This window comes from Bradyrhizobium sp. STM 3566 (assembly GCF_045571445.1).
GTDB classification, from domain to species: Bacteria; Pseudomonadota; Alphaproteobacteria; order Rhizobiales; family Xanthobacteraceae; genus Bradyrhizobium; species Bradyrhizobium vignae.
This window is the reverse complement of the sequence record NZ_CP120692.1, coordinates 4,386,793-4,410,781: the sequence shown is the minus strand read 5'-3', so window position 1 is coordinate 4,410,781 and position 23,989 is coordinate 4,386,793. Positions and strand designations below refer to the sequence as shown.

21 protein-coding genes and 1 pseudogene are annotated in these 23,989 nt (G+C 60.8%); 14 read left to right on the top strand and 8 right to left on the bottom strand.

What is annotated here, in order from left to right:
• Window positions 1–140: 140 nt before the first annotated feature.
• From P6U27_RS21340 to P6U27_RS21325, 4 genes are read left to right on the top strand one after another with little or no spacing between them, the layout of a single operon-like run.
• Window positions 141–983, top strand: a complete 843-nt coding sequence (locus tag P6U27_RS21340) for a terminase TerL endonuclease subunit (protein WP_407192521.1) — start codon at window positions 141–143, stop codon at window positions 981–983.
• Window positions 984–986: 3 nt separating this feature from the next.
• Window positions 987–1,388 carry a hypothetical protein gene (locus tag P6U27_RS21335; protein WP_407192520.1) on the top strand — a complete coding sequence of 134 codons (402 nt, stop codon included), beginning with the start codon at window positions 987–989 and terminating at the stop codon, window positions 1,386–1,388.
• Complete coding sequence (locus P6U27_RS21330) at window positions 1,381–1,710, top strand: GTA-gp10 family protein (protein WP_407192519.1); 330 nt, start codon at window positions 1,381–1,383, stop codon at window positions 1,708–1,710. The genes P6U27_RS21335 and P6U27_RS21330 overlap by 8 nt, the downstream gene beginning before the upstream one ends.
• Window positions 1,697–3,955: a hypothetical protein gene (locus P6U27_RS21325; RefSeq protein WP_407192518.1), complete on the top strand. Its 2,259-nt coding sequence runs from the start codon at window positions 1,697–1,699 to the stop codon at window positions 3,953–3,955. Before P6U27_RS21330 ends, P6U27_RS21325 begins: the two co-directional genes overlap by 14 nt.
• A 1,152-nt stretch (window positions 3,956–5,107) precedes the next feature.
• Here P6U27_RS21325 and P6U27_RS21320 read toward each other — a convergent pair.
• Both P6U27_RS21320 and P6U27_RS21315 read right to left on the bottom strand, forming a co-directional pair.
• Window positions 5,108–5,320 carry a hypothetical protein gene (locus tag P6U27_RS21320; protein WP_407192517.1) on the bottom strand — a complete coding sequence of 71 codons (213 nt, stop codon included), beginning with the start codon at window positions 5,318–5,320 and terminating at the stop codon, window positions 5,108–5,110.
• A gap of 109 nt (window positions 5,321–5,429) precedes the next feature.
• On the bottom strand, window positions 5,430–6,194 hold the full coding sequence (locus P6U27_RS21315) for a hypothetical protein (protein WP_407192516.1): 765 nt from the start codon (window positions 6,192–6,194) through the stop codon (window positions 5,430–5,432).
• Between the two features lie 316 nt (window positions 6,195–6,510).
• Here P6U27_RS21315 and tnpA point away from each other — a divergent pair, with 316 nt between their 5' ends.
• From tnpA to P6U27_RS21295, 4 genes and pseudogenes are all read left to right on the top strand, one after another.
• Window positions 6,511–6,912, top strand: coding sequence for an IS66-like element accessory protein TnpA (tnpA, locus tag P6U27_RS21310; protein WP_074448291.1), 402 nt, complete (start codon window positions 6,511–6,513; stop codon window positions 6,910–6,912).
• Window positions 6,909–7,255 (top strand): annotated as a pseudogene (gene tnpB, locus P6U27_RS21305) (IS66 family insertion sequence element accessory protein TnpB). The gene tnpA and the pseudogene tnpB overlap by 4 nt, the downstream one beginning before the upstream one ends.
• Before the next feature lie 45 nt (window positions 7,256–7,300).
• Window positions 7,301–8,962: an IS66 family transposase gene (tnpC, locus tag P6U27_RS21300; RefSeq protein ID WP_122401599.1), complete on the top strand. Its 1,662-nt coding sequence runs from the start codon at window positions 7,301–7,303 to the stop codon at window positions 8,960–8,962.
• Window positions 8,963–9,070: 108 nt separating this feature from the next.
• A complete protein-coding gene (locus P6U27_RS21295) occupies window positions 9,071–9,256 on the top strand; it encodes a hypothetical protein (protein WP_407192515.1) in 186 nt (61 codons plus the stop codon).
• On the opposite strand, the gene P6U27_RS21290 is transcribed toward P6U27_RS21295, so the two are convergent.
• From P6U27_RS21290 to P6U27_RS21280, 3 genes are all read right to left on the bottom strand, one after another.
• Entirely contained in the window at window positions 9,248–10,189 is a 942-nt protein-coding gene (locus P6U27_RS21290; protein ID WP_407192514.1) for a hypothetical protein, read from the bottom strand. The genes P6U27_RS21295 and P6U27_RS21290 overlap by 9 nt on opposite strands.
• Before the next feature lie 396 nt (window positions 10,190–10,585).
• Complete coding sequence (locus P6U27_RS21285; RefSeq protein ID WP_407192513.1) at window positions 10,586–11,104, bottom strand: hypothetical protein; 519 nt, start codon at window positions 11,102–11,104, stop codon at window positions 10,586–10,588.
• A 22-nt stretch (window positions 11,105–11,126) separates the two neighbouring features.
• Window positions 11,127–12,878 carry a DUF6538 domain-containing protein gene (locus tag P6U27_RS21280; RefSeq protein ID WP_407192512.1) on the bottom strand — a complete coding sequence of 584 codons (1,752 nt, stop codon included), beginning with the start codon at window positions 12,876–12,878 and terminating at the stop codon, window positions 11,127–11,129.
• Between the two features lie 299 nt (window positions 12,879–13,177).
• Here P6U27_RS21280 and P6U27_RS21275 point away from each other — a divergent pair, with 299 nt between their 5' ends.
• A complete protein-coding gene (locus tag P6U27_RS21275) occupies window positions 13,178–13,540 on the top strand; it encodes a DUF1428 domain-containing protein (RefSeq protein WP_122403759.1) in 363 nt (120 codons plus the stop codon).
• 9 nt (window positions 13,541–13,549) lie between these two features.
• Here P6U27_RS21275 and P6U27_RS21270 read toward each other — a convergent pair whose 3' ends face one another.
• From P6U27_RS21270 to P6U27_RS21260, 3 genes are all read right to left on the bottom strand, one after another.
• Entirely contained in the window at window positions 13,550–14,113 is a 564-nt protein-coding gene (locus tag P6U27_RS21270) for an invasion associated locus B family protein (RefSeq protein WP_162500323.1), read from the bottom strand.
• Window positions 14,114–14,174: 61 nt separating this feature from the next.
• Window positions 14,175–17,318 (bottom strand): multidrug efflux RND transporter permease subunit, encoded by a 3,144-nt coding sequence (locus tag P6U27_RS21265; RefSeq protein WP_407192511.1) that lies wholly within the window; start codon window positions 17,316–17,318, stop codon window positions 14,175–14,177.
• Window positions 17,315–18,487 (bottom strand): efflux RND transporter periplasmic adaptor subunit, encoded by a 1,173-nt coding sequence (locus tag P6U27_RS21260; RefSeq protein ID WP_407192510.1) that lies wholly within the window; start codon window positions 18,485–18,487, stop codon window positions 17,315–17,317. Before P6U27_RS21260 ends, P6U27_RS21265 begins: the two co-directional genes overlap by 4 nt.
• 372 nt (window positions 18,488–18,859) lie before the next feature.
• Here P6U27_RS21260 and P6U27_RS21255 point away from each other — a divergent pair, with 372 nt between their 5' ends.
• The 5 genes from P6U27_RS21255 to exbD all read left to right on the top strand — a co-directional run bounded on the left by P6U27_RS21255 (window position 18,860) and on the right by exbD (window position 23,985).
• Window positions 18,860–19,099, top strand: a complete 240-nt coding sequence (locus tag P6U27_RS21255; protein WP_028135749.1) for a hypothetical protein — start codon at window positions 18,860–18,862, stop codon at window positions 19,097–19,099.
• Window positions 19,100–19,326: 227 nt separating this feature from the next.
• Window positions 19,327–21,858 (top strand): TonB-dependent receptor, encoded by a 2,532-nt coding sequence (locus P6U27_RS21250; protein WP_407194468.1) that lies wholly within the window; start codon window positions 19,327–19,329, stop codon window positions 21,856–21,858.
• A gap of 19 nt (window positions 21,859–21,877) precedes the next feature.
• Window positions 21,878–22,567, top strand: a complete 690-nt coding sequence (locus tag P6U27_RS21245; protein ID WP_407194467.1) for a Fe2+-dependent dioxygenase — start codon at window positions 21,878–21,880, stop codon at window positions 22,565–22,567.
• Window positions 22,564–23,526, top strand: coding sequence for a tonB-system energizer ExbB (exbB, locus tag P6U27_RS21240; protein ID WP_407192509.1), 963 nt, complete (start codon window positions 22,564–22,566; stop codon window positions 23,524–23,526). Before P6U27_RS21245 ends, exbB begins: the two co-directional genes overlap by 4 nt.
• A gap of 3 nt (window positions 23,527–23,529) precedes the next feature.
• A complete protein-coding gene (gene exbD, locus P6U27_RS21235) occupies window positions 23,530–23,985 on the top strand; it encodes a TonB system transport protein ExbD (protein ID WP_407192508.1) in 456 nt (151 codons plus the stop codon).
• Window positions 23,986–23,989: the final 4 nt, after the last annotated feature.

The window sequence follows — 23,989 nt, the reverse complement described above, 5'->3', positions numbered from 1 at the left end:
GCGGGACGCGGCCAGGACAACCTCGGCTTTGAGGAATACAGCTACGCCAAAAAGGTAGCGTCGGGCGAGATCGTCAATCCATCCTATCTGCCGATCATCTTCGAGCCGCCGGCGAAATTCGACTGGCGCGACGAAAAGGTTTGGCACAGCGTCAACCCGGGCCTGAAGTATGGCTTCCCGGACATCAAGGGCATGCGGCAAGCCGCTCAGAGGCGGCTGACAAGCCGGCCGATCGTGAGGACTTCTGTTGTTACAACCTCAATCAGTGGATTGACGCTGCGTCTAGTCCGTTTGTGTCGATGGAAGTTTACGACGAGGGCAACGTTCCGGTTGACCTGGACGCGCTCGCGTGTCGCCCATGCTGGCTCGCGGTCGACTTGTCATCGAACACCGACCTGTCAGTCGTCACGGCAGCATGGCCTGATGACGATGGGGGCTACGACGTGCACCCCTGGTTCTTTGTTCCTCGCGCCAACCTTCGCGAGCGCGAGAACAAAACCAATGCGCCCTATGTCCAATGGGAGCGCGATGGCCTGATCACAGCCACCGATGGGAACGTGATCGACTTCGACAAGGTGCAAGCCACCATTGAAAACCTTTGCGGCCGGTTCAACGTCCAAGAGATCGCATTCGATCCTTATATGGCCCGCATGATGCAGGCCCGGTTGCTCGAAAAGGGCCTGCCGGTCGTCGACTTCCGGCAAGTCCCCAGCCTCATGATGCCGGCGCTTTCGGAACTCGAAAGAGCGATCATTGCACGACGATTTAGGCATGGCGCGCATCCTGTGCTGCGGTTCTGCTTCGCGAATGCGGAGGTGGAGCGAAACAAGCAACAGCATGCGGTGCGCTTCCACAAATCCAAGCGGTGGCTTTCCATTGACGGCGCTGTTGCGACTGCCATGGCCGTGTCGCGCGCATCAACCGGCGAAAGCACGCGCTCGCTCTACGACCTGCCCAACGCAGTTGAACTTCTTTCGTGGTGAAACATGGCCGATAACGACGACCTCGACGCATACCTTCAATCTCTGCCCGACCAGCTCACGGAGCATCTATCGGACGTGCTGCGGGAGCAAGCATTCCGCCTGTCCGACGCGCAGCGGGCGGCATTGCGAGGGCTTGAACAATCGGCAGAGACCGGCGCGCTGGAAGCGTCGTGCACCGTGGCCCCGGGCGAAAATCAGCTCGAATATCTAGTTCAAGCCGGCGGGGACATGACCACGAAACCGGTTCGCGAAGGCAGCGGCGTGGAATACGACTACGCGCTCGCCTTCGAGTTCGGGACAAGCCGACAGCCTGCGCGGCCCTTCTTTTACAACACCTATGAAGCCATGCGCGATGACATGCAGCAGGCAATCAACGATGCAGTTAGCGAGGTTCTGAATGACTGAGACCAGCCGCGAACTTACCTGGGGTGGCGGCACCCACAAATTTGACTTGGGGCATCCTTGGGTCCGCCGCGTGATCTCTTGGCGGGGCATCAACGGACACGCGCCGGCCGCTCTGCTCGCCCGTTTCGGTGCGGATAGCTACGGCCCGGAAGACGTAGAGCGCGTGATCGAATTGGGACTGATCGGCGGCGGCATGTCTGAGCGAGACGTTGAGGCCATGCTAGACGCCCATGTTCGCTGCCAGCCGATGGCAACCAGCGTTGCCCTTGCCAGCACTGTGCTGGCGACTCTGCTTGTGGGGGCCGAAAATGCCGGCGCCTAGTCTCTCGATCCCGATCAAGCTCAACCTCGATCAACTGAAGGAACAGCTCCGGCAAACTTCGTCACTGACCGGCACCGCTACCCGCCAGATCGCGAAGCAGTTCCTCGACATGAATAAGGACCTCGCCAAGGACGCGATCTTTGCGACCATGGCACGCGGCGCCGTTGAGCTTGCCGGCAAGGTCGCGCTGGCGGTCGGCGCCTTTAAGCTTATGACGGCCGCGATCAGCGGCGCCCGCGAGCAGATGCAGCAGATGGTCGACATCGCCGACAAGGCCCATAACCTTGGCGTCTCGCCGGCATTCTTGCAGGCCTTTACCAGCGAAGCGCGCAAGCTCAAGGTTGAGGCCGGCGAGCTCGAGACCGCCCTGGACCACGCCTTCCAGGCGACCAAAGATAGGTCTCCGGTCGATATCGGAGAGTGGACCGTCGGCGAAGAGAAGATCACCGACGTTGAAAAGGCCTTGCGCGTCTACAATGAGACCCTTGCCAAGACGGCCGGCCAGCAGCTGCAAGGCCTGGTCCTGTTCCGGGATGCTCAGACCCAAGAGGACAAGATCAAGGCCGTCCTCGCGGCCATGATCCAGCTCGACAAGATCGGGCAGCATGCCGCCAGCCTGGACCTTGGCGAACGGATGTTTGGCGCCCAGATCGTCGACCGCATGCGACAGGGTAAGACCAGCGCCGAAAGCATGCTGGCGACGATCAAAGAGGCCGGCGCGAACGCCGACGGCATTTTCAGCAACGTCCTGGTTGAGCGAGCCAAGGAAGTCGACGATCAGCTCAAGATCGCCCATCAGCGCCTCTCTACTGCGCTCAAGCCGTCCTGGGACGATCTCGCCAGCGTCATGATGGATATCAAGTCCGCCTGGGCCGACGTGATCGGCTACATCGCCAAGGCGGTGGAGCTATCGAACCAGCTTCCGCGCATTCCCGGCATGCCGGCGAGCGCCACCGACCTAGACGCCAAGCGGGACGCGCTCGCCCAGGTCAAGGCCCGCTTGAACGGCATCGGTAGCGGCCTGTTTGGCTCGATCGACCTTCCGGCTATCGAGATCGGCGGCGTCAAGCTGACCAACTCGACCCAGGAAAACCTTCTGGCGCACCGCGACCGCCTGCAAAAGGAGATTGCCGCACTGACCGGGACCGGCGATCAGTATGGACCGGCTGTCCCCGGTCAATCGCGCGGCACCGGCCCTGCGCCGACCAAGATCAGCACGGGCACCAGCGTGGATAAGCTCGGCAGCGCCGCTGACGGCGTTGAGAAGCGCATTGCAGCGTTGCAGGCAGAGGCAGCCGGCCTCGACCTGACCACCGCCGCACGCGAACGCGCCAAGATCGCTGCACAGCTCCAAACCATCGCAATGCAGGCGAACGCCGCCGCTGGGAAGGGTGAAGGCGTCATTACTGCTGAGCAACGGCAGCGTATTGAGGAAGTCGCTGACGCCTATTCCAAGGCTACTGAGGCCATCGAAAAGGCCACCGTTGCTCGATCGATCCGGCGCGGCCGGCAGACCTCGCTGCTAGATCCCCAGGACGTGCACATTGCCGAACAGCTTAAAGGCCTCTATCCGAATGTTTCCGAGGCCCTGAACTCGGTTGAGGCTTCGGCCATGCGGACCAATGAGGCCATGCGCTCGATCAGCAGCACCATGAGCAGCAGCCTTACCAGCGGGCTCGCCGACATCCTTGACGGCACCAAAAGCGTGTCGGCGGGCTTTGCCGACATGTCCAGGGCCGTGGTCCGCGCCCTGGAAGAGGCGATGATCAAGATGCTAATTGTGCAGCCGCTGATGCGCTCCATGAGTGGCGCGTTCGGCTTCAGCGAGGGCGGCTTGGTTAGCGCCGCGCCGGTGGCCAAGGCGGACGGTGGCTACATCAGAGGGCCAGGAACCGGAACGTCGGACAGCATCCCGGCGAGGCTCAGCAACGGGGAATTCGTGGTGCGCGCCTCCGCCGTGGCGAAGCACCGGGCCGTGCTGGAGGCGATCAACGCCGATCGGATTCCAAGGTTCGCCGATGGTGGGCTTGTTGGCTCTGGCGGCACGGCGGCGCCCATGATCGGCCCCCAGGCTGTGATCGCGCCCCAGATCGCTGTCACGGTCCAAGGCTCGCCTGGACAATCGCCCCAGGATCACCAGCGTATGGGCGAGACCATTGCCCAGACGGCAAAGCATCACATCAGGAGCATGATTGCTGCCGAACTTCGGACGGCCACGCGGCCGGGGGGAGTCCTTCGTCGATGAAAGAGAAAAGCCCCCGGTGGAGTTTCCACACCGGAGGCTTTCCCTGATGAGACACACGGCGATCGGTGTCGAATGTATATATAGCGACTTCACACCTCGCTCTGCCGATCTTTTTTCTGATTGATTGAGAAAAAATATCGAGCAGTCCAGCGCTCGGCCGCTATATCTGTCTCTGATGAGAACCTGTTGCGCTTCGCGCGACAGTATAGCGGCCCAGAAAGAACGGTGTGGCGGAACATGACGTCACCTATGAGCCAGCCGCAGGCGCACGGATATCGGTCTAAATCAAGCGCTCCCCTGTGACGAACAGGACGCCTTGGTCAGGTTGCACCGGACAATCGTCAGATTGTCGAATGCGCAAAAAAGATGAAGGCTCTGCCTTGCGGCAACCTTCTCCAACCACTCTGTTGATGGACATCTGGCAGATGGTTGGGCATCCGGCTACGGCCGGATAACCGCGTGATCGCTTGCGATCGAGATGCGGAGTTTAAGGCGAGGGCACGGGACGCCACCTCGCCGCATTGGTCATCACCAACGCTACGCTCCAGATTAACCTTCGATGGAATGAACCTCGAACCTCTCTCCCTTCGGGATAAGCACTTGGGCTGTTGCTCTCTGCTTGTCTCTGGAGGGAGAAAGTTTCCCTTGGAATGGTGTTTGACTAGCTCGGGTTCTACTATCGAGCGTAGTCCTCAACTTTCCAATGTTGACGATTGTCCTTGTCGCAAAGCATAGGAATGACCTGAGGAAAGCCAGGCTTGGTAGTTGTGGCAGAGAGACACCCCTTCGGGATAGCAGTCTCATGGTTCAGCCGTATGGTCCTACCGACGTAGACGTAGTCCTTCCGAATGACGTCTAGCATACAGTCGACCTTCTCCTCTCCCTTCTTCCCGACGCAAGCGTCAAGCGGACTATCAGCTAAAGCGGCGGTCGAATAGAGCGCGGCCGCAATCAAAACAAATGCAAAGTCCTTCACAAGATCCTCCCAGTTAAGCAACGCCTCGATCTTTGTTGGCAAATTGGGATTGTCAACTAGTAATAGTATCGCAGCTTCGGAGCGCGTTCAGCCGCAAGCTGCGCCGAGTGCAAGGCAAGAGGACCCGGTCGCTCCAACGGGATGCGCAACGGAGTTACGGGGAGCTACGGGGCGGATCATGTCTTCCTCGTCCATGGCTTCCATGCGGCGCCATCCGGTTCATCCCAGATCACCTGGGCCACGCCAACGGCGATACCGACAGGCTGACTAACTGATCGAATTGCTATCGCGGCTTCGGCTGAAGGATGAACTATGCCGCTGAGGTATCGACGGCCGTCTTTGTCGGCAAAGACGTTAGTGTAGCCGTTGAAGGTGGTGAATTTCGGCAATGCCTAGAACTTCTCTCCCTTCGGGATAGGCAATTGAGCTGTTGCTCTTTGCTTATTCTCTGAAGGGAGAAAGTTTCCCTTGGAATGCGTTTGTTCAGGTCAGTTGATGCTAATCCTTGGTTGTTCCAACATTTGGGGTTGCTGTAGGGGCTGGGACCGGCTGAGACGGAATCGAGGATGTCGCCGACGGCGCAGAGGGAGGTAAATACTGAACCGGTCCACCGGCGGGATTGACGACCTGACCAGGAAGAACTCCGTAAACGGTATTGGCCGTGCAGTATGTCCCGATCGGGCTCACCGGGCCCGGACCAAAGATGCCGGCTTGAGTCTGGCAATAGTTCCCCAGCGAGCCTGGTGTCGGCGCACCGTAGGGCTGGGAATAGTTTGGCGCCTGCATTGAAGGCGCTGATTGCTGCACCTGGGGTGCCACCGAGTTCATCTGGTTCTGTTGAATGCCATTGCGCCCAAACCCAGGCTGAATGCCCTCTAACACTTCGCCGAGAAATCCGCCTGCCACTCGAAAATTTTTGGGTTCAGCGTCGCTCGCATAGGCGGATGATATGATTGAAAAGAATGCTTGTTGCTGCGGCCGTGCGGCAGCGGGAGCTGCATTTATGAAAGACGTCACCAAGGCAGGTGCCGCGATGCCGAGCTGGACGAGTGAAAAGGGCTGTCTTACTTCGTTGTTAAGCACCGCTACCGTTCCGCCGAGTGTGAGGAGCACGCACACCCTGATCCCGTAACCGATGTAGTTGCCCAGCGTTAGAGTTTCATGGTGATCAATTATCGGGGCTAAGTCTAATGTGAGCAAACTCACCAGTATCGGCAAAAGCCCTCCAAGGGCTCCAAGAAAGAAGGCACCTGTGCGCGTCATTATTCGCCCCCGTGCTCAAATCGATCGTGATAGCAACCTTAAAATGGATCAACTCTAGCGGGCGAGCAATCGGCGCGCAATGTAAGGACTCGCTTACGCGAAAATTTTTCGCACGCATTCTAGTTGATGATTTTACTCCAGTTTGCATGTCAGGACCCGCTTATAATTCGTCAAAGCAGAATTTCTGAGCTTGCCCGCAAAGTGCAAATCGCGCATCTCGATTCCCGTGGTACGCCTCCGACGAGGACCGTCTTGCGTGACGGGTGGTAATTCGCGAAGCGTGTGACCTTAAGTCTAGCTTTAAGGTCATCAGGCGATGCGGGTCGAGGTTTTGGGCGGGCTCGAGCGGCGGCGGCGTTGGTCGCAGGACGACAAGGCACGGATTGTCGAGGAGACGCTGGCACCGGGCGCGAAGGTAACTGAGGTTGCGCGGCGCAACGGAGTAGCGGCCAGCCTGGTGTTTACCTGGCGTCGCCAAGCACGGACATCGGAACAAGTTGCGCCATCTTTTACGCCGGTGCAGATCGCCGCCGTAGCAGCCTCGGCTGAAGAAACTCCGAAGCTTTTGCCTACGGTTGATGGCCGAGTTCGTTCGGCGGCAGCTGCGCGTACTGGATTGATAGAGATCGATCTCGGCAACCGACGGTGCATCCGGGTGGATGCGCACGTCGATCCGGAGGCGTTGGCGCGGGTCCTCGATGTGCTTGGACGCCGATGATTTCTGTACCAGGGAATGTGCGAGTGTGGCTGGCTACAGGCTACACGGATATGCGCAGAGGCTTTCCATCGCTGGCCCTCCAAGTGCAGGAGGTGCTGCACAAAGAACCGCTTAGCGGTCATTTGTTTGTCTTCCGTGGTCGCCGCAGCGATCTTGTGAAGGTGATCTGGCACGATGGTCAGGGAGCCTGCTTGTTCACAAAAAACTCGAGAGAGGAAAGTTTATCTGGCCATCGGTTGCCGGTGAAGCGGTAACGATCTCGCTGGCGCAGTTGAGCTACCTGCTGTCCGGGATCGACTGGCGCAATCCGCAAGAAACCCAGCGCCCGACGCGGGTCGGATAATCGTTTTGGGTTTGAATCTGATGCTCGATCTGATTCAATGACTTCATGACATCGAAGCCGGACGATCTTCCGTCGGATCTCGCAAGCGCCTACCTTGCGCTGCTGGCCGAGCGCGAGGCGTTGCAGGCTGAACGCGATGTGGCAGTCGCGGATGCCGCCAACGCGCGGGCGGAGCTGTCGGACAGCGAGGTGCTGATCGCTCATCTTGAGCTACGGATCGAGAAGCTCAAACGCGAACTGCACGGGCAGCGCTCCGAGCGCACGGCGCGGCTACTCGAGCAGTTGGAATTGGAGCTCGAAGAACTCGCCACCACGGCGACCGAGAATGAGCTGGCTGCGCAGGCTGCCGCGGCAAAAACCCAGAGCGTGAGCGCCTTCACGCGCAAGCGGCCGGTGCGCAAACCGTGGCCGGACGACATCGAACGTGAGCGCGTCGTCATCAAGGCTCCAACGACCTGCGCCTGCTGCGGCGGATCGCGGCTGGCGAAGGTCGGCGAGGATGTGACCAAGACGCTGGAGGAGATTCCGCGTCGCTTTAAGGTCATCGAGACGGTACGCGAGAAGTTCACCTGCCGCGATTGCGAGAAGATCAGCCAGCCGCCGGCACCGTTCCATGCGACGCCCCGCGGCTTCATCGGCCCACAATTGCTGGCGACGATTTTGTTCGACAAATTCGGCATGCATATCCCGCTCAACCGCCAGAGCGTGCGCTTCAAGGCCGAGAGGATCGATCTGCCGCTGTCGACGCTGGCCGACCAGGTCGGCCACGGAACCTTCGCCGTCATGCCGCTGTTCCAGCTGATCGAGCGTCATGTGCTCGCGGCCGAGCGCCTTCATGGCGACGACACCACCATCCGCGTCCTGGCGAAGGGCAAATGCACGACCGGCCGGATCTGGACGTATGTGCGGGATGACCGGCCGTTCGCCGGGCCTGCGCCGCCGGCGGCGGTCTATTATGCCTCGGGCAATCGACGGGGCGAAAATCCTCAGAGGCATCTGGCCGCCTTCGTCGGCATTCTGCAGGCGGATTGCTATGGCGGCTTCGAGCCGTTGTTCGACCCAAAAAGGAAAGCAATGCCGATCACGCCGGCATTTTGCCTGGCCCATGCGCGGCGGGGATTCTTCGAGCTGGCTGACATCGAGAAAGCCGCCCGGGAAGGCAAGGGCAAACCGGTCTCTCCGATCGCGCTGGAGGCGGTCAGGCGTCTGGATGCGTTGTTCGAGATCGAGCGCGCCATCAACGGCCGTAGTGCCGACGAGCGGCGTGCCGTGCGCCAGGAGCGGAGCAAGCCGCTGCTCGACGACATGCACGACTGGCTGCTCCGCGAGCGAGAAAGCCTCTCGCGCTCCGCCGAGGTCCTGAAGCCCATGAACTACATGCTTAAGCGCTGGGACGACTTCGTCCGCTTCCTCGACGATGGCAGGATCTGCTTGACCAACAATTGCGCTGAGCGTGCATTGAGAGGCATTGCCTTGGGAAGGCGCAACTGGACCTTCGCTGGCAGCCAGCGTGGCGCCGATCGTGCAGCTATCATGCTGACGATGATCACGACCTGTCGCCTCAACGACGTCGATCCCAAGGCTTGGCTCGCCGACGTCCTCGCCCGGATCGCTGATCTTCCCACCTCGCGTCTGCGCGAACTGCTGCCCTGGGAATGGAAGCTCCTGCACCAAGCCGGCAAGTCCGCCAATCAGCAAGCCGCCTGACCCTTCACGCAACGCCATCGTAGAACTCGCCGTGCTCGCGCGCATGCGTCAATCAGGCGGCCTTCGTCGTATGCGTACTTCCCGTGCATCACCACATGGGGTTGAGCAATGCAGACCGAATCGGAAATCTATCTCTCTCACGATCGCTATGCCCGACTTGTCGAAGCGCTGGTCAACGCGCCGGCTTGTCCATTCGCCGGCAAGCTGACCGCAGATCAGATCATGCTAGCCCTAGGTGAAGGCGGCGACATATGGCCTGAGGGGAGCGGCGACGAGCAATTACCTCTAGCCTGACAGAGCTGAGCTGTCTTCCGCTGTAACGGCTTGCGGCGCCTCGATCATCTTGGCGCCGCTTCCGCCCTCAAGCTGGAGCGCGGCCTGAACGCCCTTAGCGGCTTCCGCAAGTTCTTGTGCCATTGCAATGATCAAGCTCTCGCCATTGGCAAAGAGCATCCGGGCATCACCTTCTGTCAAAACGACTCGGGGATGGACTATGGGGTTGCGATAGTCCTCACGCATCTGGTCCAACTCGGCCAACGTCTTCTTTGAAGGGCATGGCGTCGGTTTGGCTTCGGCGATTTTGGTCAGAGCATCGATATAGTCTTTCCAACCATGCAAGGTAGCGTCGGGCTTGCCGCTGAATAGTTGGTAATAGGTTTCAAGACACGCCTCGACCGCCCGGGCTACATGGAAGCCTGAGGCCGATAGAAGATTGAATGCGAGGCACCGTCCGGCTGCTTTCCAGTCGTCCTTTGCTTTTTGGGGAATGTGCGACTGTAGGTCGGCCGGGAATGTATTGTCCGCCGCATCAACTAAAGCCGGTGTGTGGTAAATTCCGCGACGGGGAACGAAGTATGTAGCTGTTTCCCGCATCTCCTCTGCAAAGACCGTTTCGAATTCGGAAATTCCGCTCCTCACCCAGTTGAGTTCCCATGCGCTGATCGGCGCGTCGTTATCTTCTGGGAACCGCAGGGTGGCAGCGCCTTTCTCGTCTGTCGTTTCAAACCGTCTTTTGAATAGTTCCCCCATACGCCGCGCAGCTTCCCTGGCCTTGCCTGATGAGATCCCGATGGGGAGTGGATCGCCTTCGAGCAGGCGGTCCATTTTGGATTTCGCTTGCCAGAGAGGCCAAAACACTCGTGTTGTCGGAAGGTCTCCGGAAAGCTCGGCTAGGGCTTGGATGGTCTTACCGAAATCGTAAAAAGAAAACTGATTGATCCGCTCCAACTGATGTCCCTCCAGTCGTCTCCCAGACCTTACTTATTAGTTTATGTGAAGGAAGACTAAACCTGCGGTTGGTTGGAACTAGAGCCGGAATGATGTGGAACGAATCCCGGGCTAAAACGTTAATGCCCTGTAAAATAAGGAGTTTTCGCGATGAGGAGGGCTCTCCTAGTCAACCAAATGTTGACAAGCGCCGCCGATAGCGATATCTAAACTCCATCAGTTGAGGACAGATCGACTCAGGCACCCCGTGTGCCAAGGGCCTCAACCCATCAAGTAGCGCTTGAGCACCATGGTTCAAGGATGCGCTTGGTCACTTGCTTATGGCTGTGGGCCGCAAGGCTTGGTAAGTCGAGACTACTATCTTCTAAAAGAGGGCGGCTTCGGCCGCCCAATTTTTTATAACTGCTCCAAAGCCCGTCCAAACATCGACCGCTGGCCTGTAAGGACCGGCCTATCTTTCCGCGGATAGGCACTCTCTACAAAGAGATCAACCTCCTCAGGCTTTTTGAGGTTGCCGACTAGCAGCCTCAACCTAAAGAAGATCCAAAACTTTTCGTCCGTATCGAGAGGCGAGGGCATCATCAGCCGAAAGATCGTCCAGTTGCGCTCAGGCGTGAGCGCCACCGGATGCGTTGGCTTGGCACAAAGGCCCCGCAGAATTTCGGGCAGTTCGCACGAGTGGATGTGTCTGGTCGGACAAAAGACTCGACGCTGACCATTCCTATCATTGAAGATGTGCGCATTCTCAGGCTGCTCGCTACCGTCGTCTTCATATGAATAGCAGTGGTCGCTATATCGGATCTTGACGAGGCACGAGAACTCGCCTGCCGCACCCGTCCAGGTGCAGGTTTCAATGTGCTGGTCCAAATGCCCGACGTCGAACTCTTGACCGCAATGCTGGATTAAAGGCGCCACGATTGCTCCGAATCCGCAATCTCTAATGGATCAGGCTGGGAAACACCACAGCCTCGATCATCGTCACACGGTCCCGCAGCGGTCCCTCAGGCAAGACGCCATAGCGCCCAGTGGTGCTAGCTTTGGTGTGACCCAGCAGCACGCCATGTTGCTCATCGAGATATCCGGCCGCGCGGAAGGCGTCCGCAACATTGTGCCGGAATGAATGGAAGTTGTTCGATCGATCGGTCTTGACGCCGATCGTCCGGAAGTAGTCGCCGAAAAACGAAGACGCGGTGCCGCTAATGTAGCCACGCGCATCCGGCTTCATTTCCGGGAACAGCTTGTCGCCGAATGCCTTCTGGCGCGCGTGGAATTTTAGGAAGCCCAGCTCGATCAGCTTTGAGTGCACCGGCACAACGCGCATCGATCCTTCCGTCTTGGTGCTCTTCCCGCCGGCGCCTTCCTCGGTGATATGGAAAATCCAAACCCCATGCAGTTGTCGAACGTCAGCGACCATCAACTGGCAAATCTCACCGAGCCGCGCGCCCGAATAGATCGCGACCAGCGGAACCCAATAGCGCCAATCGCGAACCTCGACCTCGCCGGCCTGATGCTCCAGCTTGTCGCCAGCGCAGCGGTGGAAGAGGGAAGAGCCAAAGATCGTCTTCAGCTGGGTCTCGGTGTAGGGCAGCACCGTCTTTTTCTTGCGATCGACCTCCAGATACATACCGAGCATGACATCCTCCCGGACGTAATCATTGGCGAGCAGCCAGCTACAGAAGCCGCCCAGCGCCGCGAGGTAGCGGTTGATCGTCTTGTGCTGGATCACCGGCTTGCCCACGACCTTGTTTCGCTCGATCGCGTCACGGAACGAGAGGCCGCGAAACTCCCGCGCCTCGATCGCCTTCACCGGCCATTCGAACAGCTTGTCCTTCCACTCCCGGACGTTCTTTCGGTTGAAGTTCGATATGTGCGCCTTGCCACCGACGAAGTCGTCAAAGAGGGCGACCACCTTGCGGTTGGATTGCCACGTGTCGGCGGACACGCGGCCGGCCTTCTCCCTCGCGTAGCGGTCGAACAGCTCCAGGATCTGCTCGCCCTTGGGTGGATCGAACACGTTGGGCTGTTGCACCAGCTTGTCCTTGGGCGCACCCGAGAAGTCGCCCTGGTCGCGCTCGATCGTCCGTCCCAGGCCCTCCAGCTCCGCCCGCTGGAGCCCGTGGGCCAACTTCCGATATTCGGCGGTGCCTGGATCAACGCCCAGCCGGCGGGACTCGATCACCTGCTCGACTACGTCGGCGATAAGCTTGGTCTCGCCGCGCGCGGCCTCTGCCTTCATCTGGGCGAGGCGGGCGGCACGCTCACGCTGGTTGTTGTCGAACCGGTCGCGAAGTTCCTCATAGATGCGATAGGCCGATATGCTCTGCTCGCCGAATTCGTCCTCCAGGTATTTCCAGATCGCGTCCAGGTCGTCGTTGGTGGGCAAAGACTGCCGGAACTTCTCATCGGTCGTGATCAGCTCCAGGTAGCGGCGCCAGATCGCGTCTTGGAGCTCGGCCTCGGTGAGTTGCTTGGGGCGCCGCAGCTCTGCAAACATGTTCTCCCATTCGTCCACGATCGGCCTGGAGAGCCGCCGGGCTTCTCGCGCGTCCGGCGTGTTCAGGCTCTTCCAAAGCTCTTTGCGGGGCTTCCCCGGCTTGCCCATGCGGACCTGGAGATCGCGCGGCACCGCCAATCGGACGTAATAATTTCGGCTTCCAGGCCGGCGAACAACGTTGGTTGAAACGCTCACGTGAGAATCTCCGGGGCAGGCAAGACGTAACACCCCGTCGTATCACATGCGCTCGTTTTAGGCAGAAAAAACAAAATCTTATATGGCGACAATAACTTAGGAAGATCGGAATTTCTTCCAGGTTCCCCAGCCAGCTCCAGGCACTTTTCCAGGTATGGTTCCAAGCCCCTGCGCAGGATGCCAGGTTCATCGGCCGCCTCGCTGCTCGCGACGGTTTGCCTCACCTTACATTCGCATTTTCAGGTCGGATCGCAGCGCGCTGTATCGTCCTTGGGCCGTACAACCCAAGGAGATCCCTCATGCCCTATGTCGATGGTTTCGTTCTCGCCGTACCGAAGGACAAGATCGAGGCCTACAAGGCGCTGGCGACGACCGCCTGCGCGATCTGGATGGAGCACGGCGCACTCGATTATGTCGAATGCATCGGTGACGACGTTCCCTATGGAGAACTCACCTCGTTTCCGCGCGCGGTAATGGCGAAGGAGGACGAGGTCGTGGTGTTCTCCTGGATCGTGTACCGCGATCGCGAGAGCCGAGATGCCGTCAACAAGAAGGTGATGGCGGACCCGCGTCTGAAGATGGAGGGAATGCCGTTCGACGGCAAGCGCATGATCTATGGCGGCTTCACGACATTGCTTCGGGCGAGCGACATCGCAGCCTAAGGAAGCCCGTCACTTGATCTTGTCGTAAGCTGCTGCGAAATCGCCGAGCGGCATCGGGATCGCGATCGTCTCCTTGGCCATGTTCTGGAAGGAGACCTTCAGCTGCTTGCCCGACCGCAAGGCGGCGAGCAGGTCCGGCACCACCGGGGTCGAGGCGTAGCAGCCACGGTTCTCGCAAGTCTGGATCTGGAGATCGACGGTCTTGCCTTCGTCCACCTGGAGCTTGGCGCCGACGGGAAGATTGAGGCCGAGTGGCAATTGCAGTAGCGCGATCGGCGTTCGGGTGTCGGGCGTGATGCGGATGTTGATCAGGACGACGGTCTGGCCGGTCTTGGTCAGCACCGCGTTTTGCTCCATCGCGCATTCGAGCGCCGCATCGCGGCTCGCGCTGGTGCAGCGGACGATCCAGCCGGGCTGCCCGGAAGCGCTGTCGGCCTGTGCTTGCGTCGGGGCAGGCGCGGGTTGCGCGGCCGGAGGAGCGGCGTTCTTCTTGGCGCCCTGCTGGGCATGTGCGGCGCCCGCTGACAACAGGGCAGCAGCGGCAAGGGCGACAAGTCTGGATTGCATCGGCATGGCGAAACCACATTTGCGAACCGGGGTCTCGCTGTAGCGTCGCGGCAGTCGCGGCGCAAGTTTACTCGGCGGCTTCCTTGACGCTGCCGCGCTCGGGCGCCTCATCGCCTTCGCCACCCGAACGGCCCCAGGTGGAGAACCAGTTGTTCAGCTTATCGAGATAGAGGTAGACGACGGGTGTGGTGAACAGCGTCAGCGCCTGGCTGACGATCAGGCCGCCGACCATGGCATAGCCGAGCGGCTGGCGGATTTCGGCGCCGGTGCCGTGGCCGAGCATCAACGGTACGCCGCCGAGCAGCGCCGCCATCGTCGTCATCATGATCGGGCGGAAGCGCAGCAGGGCGGCCTGGCGGATCGATTCCTCCGGCGTCTTGTGCTCGTCGCGCTCGGCGGCGATCGCGAAATCGACCATCATGATGCCGTTCTTCTTCACGATGCCGATCAACAGGATGATGCCGATCAGCGCGATCAGGCTGAAGTCGAAGCCAGCGGCCATCAGGATCGCGAGCGCGCCGACGCCGGCCGAGGGCAGCGTCGACAGAATCGTGATCGGATGGATGTAGCTCTCGTAGAGAATGCCGAGGATCAGATAAACCACGACGAGGGCGGCGAGGATCAAGAGCGGCACGGTGCCGAGCGACTGCTGGAACGCCTGCGCCGTGCCCTGGAAGCTCGAATTCAGCGTCGGTGGCGCACCGAGCTCGGCCATTGCCCGCTGCACGGCCTCCGTCGCCTGGCCGAGCGCCACGCCTTGCGCGAGATTGAAGCTGATCGTGATCGCCGGGAACTGGCCCTGGTGGCTGATCGAGAGCGGGCGGACCGGATCGGTGGTCCAGGTCGCGAAGGTCGACAACGGCACCTGATCGCCGGTCAGCGGCGATTTCAGATAGAGCTTGTTCAGGCTGTCGAGATTGCCTTGCATCTCCGGCAGGATCTCGAGGATCACCTTGTAGGTGTTGAGCTGGGTGAAATACTGCGTGACCTGCCGCTGTCCGAAGGCGTCATAGAGCGTGTCGTCGATCAGCTGCGGCTGGATGCCATAGCGCGAGGCGGTGTCGCGGTTGATCTTGAGTTGGACCGTGGTGCCCTCGGTCTGCTGGTCGGTGGCGACGTCGCGCAGCTCCGGCAGCGTCTGCATCTTGGAGAGGATTTTCGGCGCCCACTCGTTGAGCTCGGCGAGATCGGCATCCTGCAAGGTGAATTCGAACTGCGTGCGAGTCGGGCGGCCGCCGAGCCGGACGTCTTGGGCTGCCTGCATGTAGAGGCGGGCGCCCTCGACCTTGTCGAACTGTGGACGCAGACGTGCGATGATCTGCTGTGCCGAGGCCTCGCGCTGGTCGCGAGGCTTTAGCGTGATGAACAGGGCGCCGTTGTTACCGGCGCGGCCGCTGCCGCCGATCGCCATGGCAACGCTGGCAACGTCGGGATCGGCCATGATGATCTTGCCGAGCTGCTCCTGGCGTCTCATCATCTCCTTGAACGAAATGTCCTGCGAGGCTTCGGATGTGGCCGTGATCAGGCCGACGTCCTGCTGCGGGAAGAAGCCCTTCGGGATCAGCACGAACAGGTAGATCGACAGTCCGAGCGTGGCGAAGAAGATTGCGAGCGTGGTGCGCCGCCAAGCCAGGGCGTGGTCGAGCACATATTCGTAGCCGCGCAGCATCGCGTCAAAGGCGCGCTCGCTCCATTGGTAGAAGCGGCCGTGGCGGACTTCGCCATGAGCGCGCAGGAAGCGCGAGGCCATCATCGGCGTCAGCGTCAGCGACACGAACATCGAGACGAAGATCGTCATGGCCAGCACGACGGCGAATTCGCGGAACAGGCGCCCGATGATGCCGCCCATCAGCAACAGGGGGATCAGCACCGCGATCAAAGAGATGCTGATCGAGAGGATGGTGAAGCCGATTTCCTTGGAGCCCCTGAAGGCGGCCGCGAGCGGGGTTTCGCCTTCCTCGATGTAACGGGTGATGTTCTCGAGCATCACGATGGCGTCGTCGACGACGAAACCGACCGCGATGGTGAGCGCCATCAGCGACAGATTGTCGAGCGAATAGCCGGCCACCCACATCAAGGCGCACGCGCCCAGAAGCGCCAATGGCACCGTGACCGTGGGAATGACCGTCGCCCAGAAGCTGCGCAGGAAAATGAAGATGACCATGACCACGAGCGCGATGGTCAGCAGCAGCGTGAACTGGACGTCCTCGACTGCGGCGCGGATGGTCGTGGTCCGGTCGCTGATCAGCTCGACCTTGATCGCGGGCGGGATCGCTGCAACGAGGCGGGGCAGGGTCGCCTTGATCCGGTCCACGGTCTCGATGACGTTGGCGCCCGGCTGCTTGAAGATCACCAGGAACACGCCGCGCTTGCCGTTGGCCCAGGCCGCCTGCTTGGCGTCTTCAGCGGCGCTGACCGCTTGGCCGATGTCGCGAATCCGCAACGGACCGCCGTTGCGATAAGCGATGATGACGTCGTTCCAGTCCTTCGAATGGGTGAGCTGGTCGTTGGCATAGATCGTGTAGGCGCGTTTTTCGCCGTCGATATTACCCTTGGGGCTGTCGACCGTGGTGATCGCGATCTGGCTGCGCACGTCTTCCAGCGACAGGCCCTTGGCGACGAGTTTCGCCGGGTCGACCTGGACGCGGATGGCGGGCTTCTGCTGGCCGCCGATGAAGACCTGGGCGACGCCCGAGAGCTGGCTGATCTGCTGAGCAAGCTGGGCGTCGACCGCGTCGCTGACGCTGGTCAGCGGCAGCGTCTCCGATGTCGCCGACAGCAGCAGGATCGGCGCGTCGGCGGGGTTGACCTTGCGGTAGGTCGGGGGCGAAGGCAGGTTTTTCGGCAACTGGCCGCTGGCAGCATTGATGGCGCCCTGCACGTCGTTCGCGGCGCCGTCGATGCTGCGGTTGAGGTCGAACTGGATGGTGATCGATGCCGTGCCCAGATAACTCGTCGAGGTCATCTGCGCGATGCCAGGAATCTGGGCGAATTGCCGCTCGAGCGGCTGCGCCACCGACGAGGCCATCGTTTCGGGGCTGCCGCCGGGCAGGTTGGCGGTGATCTGGATGGTCGGAAAGTCCACCTGCGGCAGGGGCGCAACCGGAAGCAGGGGATAGGCGACGAGACCGACGAAGAGAATGCCAGCCATCAGCAGCGAGGTGCCGATGGGATAACGAATGAAAGGTGCCGAAATCCCGCCCCCAATCATTCCTGTCGTACCTTGTTCTGGGCTGGATCCGAGCTTGCCACCGCCGTCGACACAAGGCTGCCGGGCTGAACCTTGAACTGACCGCCAACGATCACCTGCTGGCCTGGGCTCAAGCCTTCCTCGATGACCGAGCGCCCGTCGATGCCATAGCTGACCTTGATCTTGTGCACCTCGGCCTTGTTGTCCTGATTGACGGTATAGGCGTAGAGTCCGTTGGTTGAATGCTGGACCGCGTCATCCGGAACCACGGTCGCATCCTTGAGCATTCGCACCAGGAGCCGGGTCGAGACCGATTGGCCTGGCCACAGCGTGTGGTCCTTGTTGTCGAACACCGCCTTGAGCCGGATCGTCCCGCTGGTCGTGTCGACCTGATTGTTGATGACCGCGAGCTTGCCCTCGGCCAGCGTCTTCTTGCCGTCGGTCGTGAAGGCGATCACCTTGAGCGCGCCGGCTTTCTGGCCCTCGCTGATATAGGGGAGCTGGTCTTCCGGCGCCGTGAAGATCACCGAGATCGGCTCGACCTGCGAGATCGTGACGATGCCCGTCTGCGTCGAGGCGTTCACGATATTGCCGATGTCGACCTGGCGCAGGCCGGCGACACCAGTGATCGGCGCCTTGACCTGGGTGTAGTCGAGCTGGGTCTGGGCGTTGGCGATTGCGGCTTCGTCGGCGGCGATCTGGGCAGTGAGCTGGGCGACCGTGGAGCGCTGGGTATCCACCCGCTGTGCGGTCGCGAATTCGCCGAGCCTCATGGCGCGCTGAAGTTCGAGATTGGCGTTGGCTAGACTAGCCTCGTCCTGCGCCTTCTTGGCCTTCGCCTGGTCAAGCGCGGCCTGATAGGGACGGGGGTCGATCGAGACGAGGAGATCGCCCTGCTTGACGATCTGGCCTTCTTTAAATTCGAGCCTGTCGATCTGGCCATCCACACGGGTTCGGACTTGGACCGTATTGAAACCCTGAACCGTGCCCAGACCGGCGAGGTAGACCGGAAAGTCTGTTTTCTGGACCGGCGCAACGCTGACCGGGACGGCGGGAGGCCGGTGCGGACCTTTTTGTGCGGTCTGGGTTTTGCCAGCCTGGGATGAGCCGAATTTCTGCCAACCATAATAGCCCGCGGAGGCCACGGCCGCGATAATCAGAAGCCAGAGGATCGGCCGGGACTTTTTCATGTCGTCTCGTGTCGGCTCGTATGCCCTCAGCTACGAATAATAGGGCAACCGTAGAGTTCCATCGCGATGTATAATACACGCCAAGTTCCAGTGTAAACAGCACTATCGGTTGAGAATCCTAAACAATTGGAAAGCTTTGCACCCCGTGGGCAGTGGTCTGGCGCGGCCGTGTGCAGTCCTGCATCTTCCCGGCACGACTGATCGGCGCGCCGGTCATGCGCAACGCCAAAGACGGTGTGCTCATGTGAATGACGCCGCTCTGGCCGTGGTTCGGATCAACCACAAGAACGGTTCTAAATCGCGTGGAGACCGTTTCGGTTGTCAGGCATTTCGGCATCGTCCATATCGGCGCCGCCATAAATGGAGCGCAGGATGGACGAGCTGAACGGCAAGCTGATCGCATGTCAGATTCTGATCACGGGATTGATCGCGCGTGTCGCCAACGAGCAGCGCGATCCCTTGCGCTTCCTCACCGACTTTCGCGACGAGATCAAAGCCGTCGTGAACGGCATCAACATCGCCGGTATGGACAGTACCGATCGCGTGCGCGCCGTCGCGCAGAAGACCGTCGACGAATTGTTCTCGCTGATGAAGCCGCCGAGCAGCGACTGAATCCGAGAGCATCCCCGCCGATTTCGCGGCATTTGTCGCGTACGTTTTGGAATGAGTCCAATCTATCTTTAGAACCGTTTCAAGCTTCAGTTTAGAATCGTTTTGATCTGGACTTATTCAAGCGTTCTCGCGGCTTGCGCGCATTGACCCACTATTTTGCTGCCGATACCAACAGCCCAATCGCTCATCGAAGTGAGTGAGCGAACATGAAGATGGGGCGTGTTGTAATGGGGCAGGTGGTCGCACCGAAATCGTTGCGTTCGGTGGCAGCATTCGATCCGATGGACGAGAGGTTCGCGGGCGTTTCCGGAAAAAAAGTTTCCGCGGTCGCGAGCTTGATCGCGGTGGCATCGGTGTCGAGCGGTGCGCAGGCGCAGCAGTCGAACCTGCCGCCGGTGACGGTCGATGCTCCGGTCGAGCGTCCGCGTCCGACGGCATCGAAGCCGACACCTGATCAGGTCCGCGCGCGCAACGCGCTTCGCCGCGCAGCGCAGCGGCAGCAGGCGGCGCAGACGGCTCCGACGATGCCCTCCGGTCCCGCCGACGCCGATCCCTATGCCGATCCGGCTGCGCCCTACAAGGTTGACCACGTTCAGGCCGGCGGCAAGTTTCCGGAGAAGCTGGTCGATACGCCGAAGTCGATCACTGTTCTCAGCAAGGAAGTGCTCGAGGACAAGAACGCCACGACGCTGAAGCAGGCAATTCTCAGCACGGCCGGCGTGACGCTCGGAACGGGCGAGGGCGGCAACGCCTTTGGCGACCGGTTCTTCATCCGCGGCTTCGACGCGCGCAACGACATTTTCATCGATGGCGTCCGCGATGCCGGCGTCAGCGTGCGCGAAAACTTCTTCACCGAGCAGGTCGAGATTCTGCGCGGTCCTGGTTCGACCTTCTCCGGTCGCGGTGTCGCCGGCGGTGCGATCAACATTGTCACCAAGCAGGCGACGACGGCGAGCAACTTCTACAACATGGACACGACGTTTGGCACCGACCAGACCAAGCGTGTCACGCTCGACGTCAATCAGGTGATCGACCCGACGCTCGCCATCCGAGCCGGCGGCCTGTTCCAGGATGCAAATGTCGCTGGCCGCGACTATGTCACCGATAATCGAAACGGCGCCTTCGTCGCCACGACCTGGAAGCCGACCGATGCTGTCAAGGTCACCGGCAACTACATCCATACCGAACTGACTGGCCGCCCGGATTTTGGTGTTCCCTATTATCGGCCGAGCACGACCTCGACGGCCGGCGGCCCGTTCCCGGACTTCGGCGTCAATCGCAACAATTGGTATGGCTTCGTCAACCGGGACTTCTTCCGCACCGGCCAGGACATCGGCACCATCAATGCGGAAGTGCAGATCACCCCCGACTTGATGGTCAGCAACAAGATCCGCGCGTCCCGCTCGACACAGAATTACATTGGTACGCTTCCTGAAGCGCCGAAGCTTGTCGATCCGCTCTCGGCCTCGACGCTGAGTGCAAATCCGCAGAGCCGATTCCAGGTCACGGACGTGTTCGCCAACCAGACCGAGGCAACTTACAAGTTCAATGACGATGTAGGCTTCAGACACACCTTGCTCGGCGGTGTCGAGTACGACCGCGAGAGATCGTCGATCGACAGTTATACCGGCCTCAGCTCGGAGCTGACGACCGGCACGCCCTTCAGCGGCGGCGGATCGAAGACCGACGTCAGCGTATTCGCTCCGCAATACACCAATCTTCCCTTCGGGATTCCGAGCCTCACCGGAAGTCCCACCAAGATCGGCATCGACACCGTCAGCGGCTACGTCATGGATAGCGCAAACTATCGTGACTTGGTGATCCTGAACGGCGGTTTCCGCTATGACGATTACAGCATCAACACGCGGAAGGTCGGCAGTCCTGGCCAGCAATCGGCGGAGTTTCTCATTCCGAACTTCAACCTCGGCCTGACGTTGAAGCCGGCGCCGAACGGTAGTGTCTATGTGGCGTATGCGACCTCGGCGAACCCGGTTGGCGCCGAATTCGACGGCACCAGCACGACCTATGGCGGCCTCAACCCCAACCTGCCGGGCGGCAATACGCAGATATTCGGCCCGGAGAAGAACAAGGCCATCGAAATCGGCACCAAGTGGGAGCTGTTCGATCGCCACCTGCTCCTGACCGCAGCGTTGTTCCAGACGACGAAAGAGAACGCACGCGAGTCGCAGAACGTGGGAAGCGCCGCCGCTGCAGCTCCTTTGGGATGCGTCTATCCGACCGGAACGACCGGCAACATATCGTGTATCACAGCCGGAGCAGCCTACCGCATTCGCGGTATCGATCTCGGTGTGGGCGGCAAGATCACCGACAAATGGAGCGTCTTCGGCGGACTCGTGCTCATGGAATCGGAGGTCACGCAGTCGCTGGCCCCGTCGGCCAACAAGGCGCTGTATCCGACCAATGTCGGTCGTCCGCTCGCCAACATCGCGCATCAGTCCTTCAGCTTGCTCTCGAAATATCAGATCAACGACACCTGGGAGCTGGGCGGACAGGCGGTGTATCGCTCGAAGATTTACGGCGGCACTTTGCTCGCGGCGAACCAGGGCACGTCGATTCCGAGCTATTGGCGCTTCGACATGTTCGCGGAGGCCAAGATCAACAAGAACTGGCAGGTGAAGCTGTTCGTGAACAACATCTTCGACAAGCGCTACTACGACGCGCTGTACCAGAGCGCTGCGCCCTTCGTGCTGGAAGCACCGGGGCGTGCCGCTTACCTGGTGCTGTCAGCGCGCTACTGACGGAGCAACAACGAGTTTCATGCTGACATGCATCGAAAACGTTCTGAGCAAAGACGATGTGGCGGATTTCCGCAGCATCATGGACGCCAGCGAATGGGAGGACGGGCGCTCCACCGCCGGCGCGCAGTCGGCCGTGGTCAAGCGCAACGAGCAATTGCCGCCGGACGGCGAGGTCGCGCGCAAGCTCGGCAACCGCATCATCTCGGCGCTGACGTCCAACCCGCGCTTCATCGCGGCGGCGATCCCGCTCCAGATCTTCCCGCCGCTGTTCAACCGCTATGCGGCCGACAGCGGCCACCATTTCGGCCTGCACGTCGACAACGCGATCCGCGGCGACCGCCTGACCGGCCTTCGCATCCGCACAGACCTGTCGGTCACGCTGTTCCTCGCCGAGCCGGAGGAGTACGACGGTGGCGAACTTGTGATCGAGGACACCTACGGCTCGCACGAAGTCAAGTTGCCAGCCGGGGACTGCGTGCTCTATCCCTCGACCAGCCTCCATCTGGTCACCCCCGTGACCAGGGGGACGCGGGTTGCGTCTTTCTTCTGGCTTCAGAGCATGATACGGGACGATCAAGCCCGGAGCATGATCTTTGACCTCGACACCGCGATACAGGCGCTGGTGGAACGGCTCGGGCGTGACGATCCCGAAACGGTCAAATTGACGGGTATCTATCACAACCTCATTCGCTACTGGGCCGAAGTATGAAGACCATGACCTTCCAAGCAAGCCTTGCCGCAGCTTTGATGCTGGCGACCGCCTGGCTCGCGTCCCCGGCTTCTGCCCAGACACAAAGCCCGCCGGCGGCACCGGCCCAATCGACAGCTCAGCCGCCGACGGCCGGAACGGTTCCGCCGGCAACTGCGCCGATGGCCCCGGCGCCGGCAGTCTCGACGGCTCCCGCTGCCGCGGGCGCGGCCCCCATGGCAGCCATTCCCGCGAGTGCGAAGCCGGAGCCAGCCGTCGTCGCGCCGGCCATGAAGGAATTGTCGCCCTGGGTGATGTTCATGTCGGCGGATGTCATCGTGAAGGCGGTGATGATCGGGCTCGCCTTCGCATCGCTGATGACCTGGACCGTCTTCATCGCCAAGTCGATCGAACTGTCGGTCGCTTCCAGCAAGCTTCGTTCGGCACTGAAGAAAATTGCCGAGGCGCGCTCCCTCGCCGAAGCGCAGATGGCGCTCGGCACCAAGGAGGGCATCCTGCCGTCCTTCCTGGCGGCGGCGCTGCGGGAGGCGCGGATGTCGGCCGGCTTGTCCAGCGATGCCGGCATCAACGAGCGCGCAGCTTCGAGCTTCTCCGAGATCGTACGCGCGGAACAGCGGCGCATCCGGATCGGCATGGGCGTGCTCGCGACCATCGGCTCGACCTCGCCCTTCGTCGGCCTGTTCGGCACGGTCTGGGGCATCATGAACAGCTTCATCGGCATCTCGAAGTCGCAGACCACGAATCTCGCCGTGGTCGCGCCCGGCATCGCCGAAGCGCTGCTCGCCACCGCGATCGGCCTCGTCGCCGCGATTCCCGCCGTCATCATCTACAATCACTTCTCGCGCCTGACGAAGGGCTATCTCGAGCTGGTCAGCCGCGCCTCGGGTGCGGCGGCGCGGCTGCTCTCGCGCGATCTCGACCGCAGCCACGGCAGCGCGCATTCGCGTGCGGCGGAGTAGACCATGGCCGTTTCGCTCGCAGACAATGATGACGACGACGACTTCTCGGAAACGCATGACATCAACGTCACGCCGTTCATCGACGTCATCCTGGTGCTGCTGATCATCTTCATGGTCGCCGCGCCGCTGTCCACGGTCGACCTGCCGATCGATCTGCCGACATCGAGTGCGACGCCGCAGAAGAAGCCGGACAAGCCGACCTATCTCAGCATCAAGCCCGATCTGACGCTCGCGATCGGAGAGAACCCGGTTCAGCGGGCCGAGTTGATCGGGACCCTCAATGGCCTGTCCGACATGAGCAAGGACAAGTATGTCTTCCTGCGCGCCGATCGTTCGGTCCCTTATGGCGAGTTGATGGGCGTCATGGAGCTCTTGCGCTCAGGCGGTTATACGCGGGTGAAGCTGGTCGCGCTGGAGGGCCCGCCGGGGGCGCCGCCGCCAGGCGCCGCTCAGCCTTGAGGCG

What these genes read in the sequence shown, in the direction of transcription:
- P6U27_RS21335 (WP_407192520.1), top strand. Translation starts at nt 987, where the DNA reads ATGGCCGATAACGACGACCTCGACGCATACCTTCAATCTCTGCCCGAC.
- P6U27_RS21330 (WP_407192519.1), top strand. Translation starts at nt 1,381, where the DNA reads ATGACTGAGACCAGCCGCGAACTTACCTGGGGTGGCGGCACCCACAAA.
- P6U27_RS21325 (WP_407192518.1), top strand. Translation starts at nt 1,697, where the DNA reads ATGCCGGCGCCTAGTCTCTCGATCCCGATCAAGCTCAACCTCGATCAA.
- P6U27_RS21315 (WP_407192516.1), bottom strand. Translation starts at nt 6,194, where the DNA reads ATGACGCGCACAGGTGCCTTCTTTCTTGGAGCCCTTGGAGGGCTTTTG.
- tnpA (WP_074448291.1), top strand. Translation starts at nt 6,511, where the DNA reads ATGCGGGTCGAGGTTTTGGGCGGGCTCGAGCGGCGGCGGCGTTGGTCG.
- tnpC (WP_122401599.1), top strand. Translation starts at nt 7,301, where the DNA reads ATGACATCGAAGCCGGACGATCTTCCGTCGGATCTCGCAAGCGCCTAC.
- P6U27_RS21295 (WP_407192515.1), top strand. Translation starts at nt 9,071, where the DNA reads ATGCAGACCGAATCGGAAATCTATCTCTCTCACGATCGCTATGCCCGA.
- P6U27_RS21275 (WP_122403759.1), top strand. Translation starts at nt 13,178, where the DNA reads ATGCCCTATGTCGATGGTTTCGTTCTCGCCGTACCGAAGGACAAGATC.
- P6U27_RS21270 (WP_162500323.1), bottom strand. Translation starts at nt 14,113, where the DNA reads ATGCCGATGCAATCCAGACTTGTCGCCCTTGCCGCTGCTGCCCTGTTG.
- P6U27_RS21265 (WP_407192511.1), bottom strand. Translation starts at nt 17,318, where the DNA reads ATGATTGGGGGCGGGATTTCGGCACCTTTCATTCGTTATCCCATCGGC.
- P6U27_RS21260 (WP_407192510.1), bottom strand. Translation starts at nt 18,487, where the DNA reads ATGAAAAAGTCCCGGCCGATCCTCTGGCTTCTGATTATCGCGGCCGTG.
- P6U27_RS21255 (WP_028135749.1), top strand. Translation starts at nt 18,860, where the DNA reads ATGGACGAGCTGAACGGCAAGCTGATCGCATGTCAGATTCTGATCACG.
- P6U27_RS21250 (WP_407194468.1), top strand. Translation starts at nt 19,327, where the DNA reads ATGGGGCAGGTGGTCGCACCGAAATCGTTGCGTTCGGTGGCAGCATTC.
- P6U27_RS21245 (WP_407194467.1), top strand. Translation starts at nt 21,878, where the DNA reads ATGCTGACATGCATCGAAAACGTTCTGAGCAAAGACGATGTGGCGGAT.
- exbB (WP_407192509.1), top strand. Translation starts at nt 22,564, where the DNA reads ATGAAGACCATGACCTTCCAAGCAAGCCTTGCCGCAGCTTTGATGCTG.
- exbD (WP_407192508.1), top strand. Translation starts at nt 23,530, where the DNA reads ATGGCCGTTTCGCTCGCAGACAATGATGACGACGACGACTTCTCGGAA.